The sequence below is a fragment of the Mycolicibacter sinensis genome (assembly GCF_001673565.1).
Classification (GTDB): domain Bacteria; phylum Actinomycetota; class Actinomycetes; order Mycobacteriales; family Mycobacteriaceae; genus Mycobacterium; species Mycobacterium sinense_C.
On the sequence record NZ_LZMF01000084.1, the window covers coordinates 1 to 584 of the forward strand.

A 584-nucleotide genomic window follows, 5' to 3' on the forward strand; every position below is an offset into this window, starting at 1 on the left:
AACAGGTCGGCCGCGGTCTGGGCGAAGGTCGGCGACGGAGTGGACAAGATCGTCGGGCCGACGAAGAACGCGGTGTCAGCGAGCAGGTTGACGGCGGCGTAGGTGGCGTGGACCGGCGCGGCGGCAAGCACACCGCCTGCCACGGTGCCGGCAATCGCGATCGGCGCGAAGGCCTTGGTGAGCATCACGGGACGTCCCTTCACCGCAGAAGCTAAAGATTGCCTGAGGGCGATCATGGCAGGGCCGCTTGGCGGAAGTCAACGCCGCCCAGGGTCCTGGAGCGGGCTGGCCAGGCACAGCCCGCGCGTCCATTGACTCTCGTCGCGCGAGAATGCCACTATCAGCGCGTCACCCGTCCTGTCTGCGAGCTCTTACATAAGTTCAAGGTGTGTCGCAATGAACGTAACCAAAGTTTTCGCTCCGGTCGCGGTCGCGGGCGTCATCGCTGCCGGCGTCGCCGGAACTCCGGTCGTCCAGACGACGCTCGCGCAGGTGGCCCTGCTGGCCGACACCGCGTTCTTCGTCGGCCCGACGATCTTGTCCACTCCGTCGCCGACCTTCGCCCAGACCGCGGCCGACCTGTT

At 66.8% G+C, this 584-nt stretch carries 2 pseudogenes; one reads left to right on the forward strand and one right to left on the reverse strand.

The features are described 5' to 3' along the window. Positions 1-203, reverse strand: a pseudogene (locus A5648_RS13435) (PE-PPE domain-containing protein); the annotation flags it as partial. 193 nt (positions 204-396) lie between these two features. Here A5648_RS13435 and A5648_RS13440 point away from each other — a divergent pair. Then, positions 397-584: pseudogene (locus A5648_RS13440) on the forward strand (PE-PPE domain-containing protein); the annotation flags it as partial.